This window comes from Pseudomonas sp. S9, from assembly GCF_000222125.1.
GTDB classification, from domain to species: Bacteria; Pseudomonadota; Gammaproteobacteria; order Pseudomonadales; family Pseudomonadaceae; genus Aquipseudomonas; species Aquipseudomonas segetis.
On the sequence record NZ_AFFX01000021.1, the window covers coordinates 1 to 4,077 of the forward strand.

General features: G+C 51.9%; 3 protein-coding genes and 1 pseudogene. 1 reads left to right on the plus strand and 3 read right to left on the minus strand.

Annotation, left to right across the window (positions count from 1 at the left end; genetic code table 11):
- On the plus strand, window positions 1-761 hold a 761-nt coding region (locus PSES9_RS24205; RefSeq protein WP_238530417.1), incomplete at its 5' end, for a DUF6988 family protein.
- On the opposite strand, the gene PSES9_RS0122755 is transcribed toward PSES9_RS24205, so the two are convergent.
- The 3 genes and pseudogenes from PSES9_RS0122755 to PSES9_RS24215 form a co-directional block, all read right to left on the minus strand.
- A complete protein-coding gene (locus PSES9_RS0122755; protein WP_010490932.1) occupies window positions 691-1,707 on the minus strand; it encodes a phage integrase in 1,017 nt (338 codons plus the stop codon). The two genes, PSES9_RS24205 and PSES9_RS0122755, sit on opposite strands and share 71 nt — an antisense overlap.
- Window positions 1,704-2,987, minus strand: a pseudogene (locus PSES9_RS24210) (hypothetical protein). The gene PSES9_RS0122755 and the pseudogene PSES9_RS24210 overlap by 4 nt, the downstream one beginning before the upstream one ends.
- Before the next feature lie 139 nt (window positions 2,988-3,126).
- The coding region (locus PSES9_RS24215; protein WP_010490933.1) for a zonular occludens toxin domain-containing protein at window positions 3,127-4,077 on the minus strand (951 nt) is incomplete at its 5' end.

Here is a 4,077-nt window from a genome sequence, read left to right on the forward strand (position 1 = left end):
AGGGTTTACCGAAAGGTAAGCCCTTTTTTGTGTGCACGAGTGACTACAAAGTGACTACAGCGTGCCCACATCCAAGGAATCAGGCTGTGACGACTAAAGCTATTGACCAGCTATTCAAAAGATCAACCGAACTCTTTGACTACTTCGGCGGAGTCCTCGCCTCAGAATCGTTCTACGACGACGATCGATGCATAGCCTGTGAAACGCTATGTACAGTTTCGTTGCAGCACGGTTTAAGCCTTCTAATGCTATCTCGCATCGGCAACAACATATCAGCTGCTAGCCTGCTGAGGCTTCAGTTTGAATCACTAACTAGAGCACTATGGGTGCTGTACGTCGCTAGTGACACTGCACTCAGCAAGCTGACCGGAGAGCTTTCAGTCGAAGCATTAAAAGTAGCAAAAAAACTACCTAGCGTTAGTGAAATGATAAAAGCGCTAAGTCGAGCTGAAGGTTTTCCGCCCTCTGCAAACGCAATGATTAAAGATCTTCAAGTAGGGCTAATGTCCGAAATGAATTCGTTTGTACACGCGGGAATAATGCCGTTCAAATTACAACAAATCGGCACGCCTGAGATCGTAACGATCAAGAACATGAAGCACTCAAACGCAATCAGCACAATGACTGCAATGACCCTAGCGATCATAAATACAGACAAAAATGCGGCTGTAGTAATAAGAAAAATGCAGCCTAAATTTGCCGATTGCCTACCCCCCCTGATTTGGCCAAATAGCTCGCCTGAGCCAGAGGTGAAAACCTAAGCGCAGACTCAAGATGATCAGGCGAAAGATGTGCATAGCGCATGGTCATGGTGATTGATGAATGCCCCAGGATTCGCTGGAGGCTGAGAATATCCCCTCCCCCCATCATGTAATGGCTGGCGAAGGTGTGGCGCAGGATGTGGGTTAGCTGACCTGGAGTCTGAAAGCCGCACCGCTCATAGGCACTACGAAAAGCAGCCCTGCAGGACATAAACAAACGACCGTTACCCGGCATAGCCACCTTTAATGCTTCGGCTTCAACCTCTTTAGGTATCGGTACAGAGCGCGACTGGCGGTTTTTGGTGCGGTGAAAATGCGCCTTTCCCCCAAAGATCGCAGCACGGGTCAGACTTTCAGCTTCATCCCATCGAGCGCCAGTGGCCAAGCAGATCAGAGCAACCGGATATGCATGGTTGTTCTTCGACCTGGTGCATTCATCGAGCAACTGTGAAACCTGATCGAGCGTCAGGAATGACAGCTCTGTTTGATCGGTTTTGATCTGGCGGATGTTGGCTAACGGATTGATGCCCGTCCAAGCGCCTAAACGGATCAACTCAGCAAAGACGGCTGAGAGGTAGCGTTGTTCGTGGTTAACCGTATGCGGCGACACGTCTTGAAGGCGCGATTGCCGGTATCTGGCCCAGCGCAAAGCATCGAAGTCAGACACACGCGGATTGCCCAAGCGCTCAACAACAGCAAGCGTACGAGACAACCTAGCTTTCTGATCTTTCAGCGAGCAGCCGTGCAGGGAATGCCAAATGTTTACCAAGTCGGATAGACGATCATCAAGTGGTCTACCCGTTTCGTTATAGGTCGCAAAAAAGTCAGACTCATAGCGTTGAGCTGCAGACTTGGTTGCAAAGCCCTTCTTGCGTATACGGCGCCCGGAGCGACCATTCTCATAAAAATCAGCCGTCCATGTTTTGCCATCTTTACGAACAGTCATACAGCCCTACCCCATCTAACGCTACGTTCTTCAAGCAAGGCTTTGATGTGCTTGTAGATATCGTGCTCGGTCATTTCCTTAGCTGCATAGTGGTCACGGATAACCGGCCAGCATTCCCAATCCTGCAGCCGATCAAATGCCTTTTTTGCGCCCACCCGCTCCCTTGCCAGTAGGCTTACGAAGTTTCCCAGGAATAGCTCGACGTTCTTGCCGGAGAAGCCCCGCGAGGTCTTGTAATAGCGCTTGTACTCGGTTTCATCGAGCAGGGAATCAACTGGCAGATCAACCCGCACGTCTTCACGGATCAATGTCCAGATCGGCTGAAAGTAACCAGGACGTGCTAGCAGCTTGAATTGACCCAACCCATAGCGCCACAGACCATCCAAGTGCGCTGAGAAGTCAGCAAAGGTGCGCGTTTCAATGAATGCAGCGGTCTGCAGATCTACCGAACCGCTAGCGAATTGCTGAATGATTGAATGGTGGTAACGCAGCTCGATGCGCCATACGTCCTGGTCTGGGTTGTAGTTGTCTGGGTCTACATCGTCAAAGCTGTCACGACGCTTCCAGACGCTTTCCCAATAGTCGAGCTTGTCAGTGGCTCGGGCTTGCTCGGTCTTGTTTTAGATACAGAGCTGCACGCCGTTAGCTGAGCCGAACATAGAGGTCTCACCCCGACCGTACACGCTCGACTTAGTAGCCCACTTAATTTCATTGATCCCGCTAATGTCACGGTGCATACGCGCCTTGCAGTGCATTTGTGCGACTAGATCAACAGGAGGCGTCCAGCCCTGCAGGTCTAGCGCGAGGTGAACCGCACATTGGTTGACCTCAACATGACTCAACAACTGGTGTGCGTAGTAGTCCATGCGTGCCTGCAGACGTTCCGGCGAAAGGTTGTCGATTGCATGGGGCGAGACTTCGATTTTCAAGTGTGGACCGATCACGTCCAGCTTCTTGTTGAAGTTCTTAACCAACAGAATCAGGCCAAGGTCAGCGTTTTGCAGCTTGTACTGGTAGCCAGAGTCACGCCCTACCCGTCCCGAGTGCCAGCGCTGCCCTGCAAAGTCGACAATTGTTCCTGGTACTTCAAACAAGGCCATGATTTCAGGCCTGACCATGCCCTGATAAAGCTGGCGAACAGTGTCCACCCCACAGCGAAGCAGTCGAACGTCTGACAGGTCGATGAAACCCATCTGGCCGGGATCAACAAATAAACGGCTTGTTGTGCTTTCCAAGCCTGTTTCCGGATCAATCCGATTGAAGTCTTTTGCCTTAGCCATTTTCTACCCAACTATCTGGTTTAGTGTGGTTATTCAGTTCTGTTTATATGACGTGTTACAGGGGCGTCAGCGCGCGGTTTGCGCGCGGGCTCGGAACCCGCTCTGCGTGCAAAACCGGGGCGAGCCTCGCCCCTGACACTCACCACACGAAACGGCCCTTTTCACTGCCTACAACGGTGATGCTGGTACTCGGTTTGCCCTGGTCGAAACCTGGAGCACGATTAGGGTTCGGCCGGTCTTGCGCCTGGAGTACCTGCTGTTGATTGTCTCGGTCAGGTATCGACGGATCGAAATAGCCGTTATCAACAATCTGTTTGCATAGGCTGAACTCGGTAGAAACCCTTGTGCCTTGCTGGGTGTAGCACTGGCACACCGTCGGCTTGCCGTTCACCACTGCGCTAGGCATTTTCGAGAACGAGCGGGCGTAGGTGTCGGGATCGGTGCTGGACATGCAGTACAGCCGCGGATAGCTCACTGGCTGAGTGAGTTCATCGTAGATAGGGGCTGATGACGGTATGCCCTCGATACGAGGTATACGGCGTTGTGCGTAGTGTTGAGGCGATTCTTTTCTAGGCGTATCAGCGTTACCAGGTGATGAACCAATAAACGACCCAACGCTGGCCGTAACCTTGTCAACAACACTGTCATTACTGGCCGCGCCTTGCGTGGACTGTGCCCCACCATCCTTGCCTTGCTGGTATCGCTCGTAAAATCGATAAGTCAGCACACCGGCAACGATGATCACCAAAATAGCCAAGATAAACTTGGTCGGCAGCTTGGCCTGGAAATGGTGCTTTGCGTTGGTGCTGGTGTAGGTGCTGAAATACTTTTTATCGAGTCGGACGGTTTTCTTGTCGGCGTCCTTGAAGCTGCTTTTGACTTCGACTTTCTCGATCACCACCTCAGACTCGAAGCGGATTAGCTGTTGAGATTTGAAGACTCGCCAGTAATGCACATGACCATTGCACAGGCGACGCAAGTGAACATCCAGGTAGCGCGGGTCTTGAGTAACCAGGTGCACTTCGTGACCTTGGTGGCGCATGGTTTCAAAGCGGGTGATGAACTCGGGCGGGCGCTGGCGAGGATCACG